Origin of the sequence: Chitinophaga sp. GbtcB8 (genome assembly GCF_019091455.1) — a bacterium.
In the GTDB taxonomy this organism is placed as follows: Bacteria; Bacteroidota; Bacteroidia; order Chitinophagales; family Chitinophagaceae; genus Chitinophaga.
Genome location: NZ_JAGXJN010000100.1, coordinates 1 through 473 on the forward strand (window position 1 = coordinate 1; position 473 = coordinate 473).

The 473-nt window shown below is 53.7% G+C and carries 1 protein-coding gene; it reads right to left on the bottom strand.

What is annotated here, in order from left to right:
• Window positions 1-473 (bottom strand): condensation domain-containing protein (locus KVT36_RS31550; protein ID WP_217607403.1); only part of this gene is annotated, 473 nt, incomplete at both ends.

Below are 473 nucleotides of genomic sequence, written 5' to 3' on the forward strand. Positions count from 1 at the left end.
ACTGCCTCCACTACTTTTTCAAAAGGCGCATCCTGGTGGTCATATGCTTCCAGGGTGATCTGACGTAACTGCCGCAGGTAGTCCCGGTAACTTATTTCACCATGCACCTCACTGCGCAGCACCAGCGTATTTACAAAAAAACCGATCAGCCCTTCCACTTCCGCACGCTGGCGGTTGGCTACCGGGCCGCCTATACTAATATCATGCTGACCGCTGTAACGGTACAACAGTACCTTAAATACAGATAGTAAGGTCATGAACAGGGTCACGCCTTCCTGACGGGAAAGCAGCTCCAGCGACGATTGTAAAGCAGCGGGCAAAACATAATGTATGGTAGCGCCACGGCCACTCTGCTGTGCCGGGCGTGTATGATCTGTGGGAAGCTCCAGCGACTGGGAACCGGATAACCGCTCCTCCCAGTAAGACAATGCGGTTGCCAGGCCATCCCCATCGAGGTAACGGCGTTGCCATAT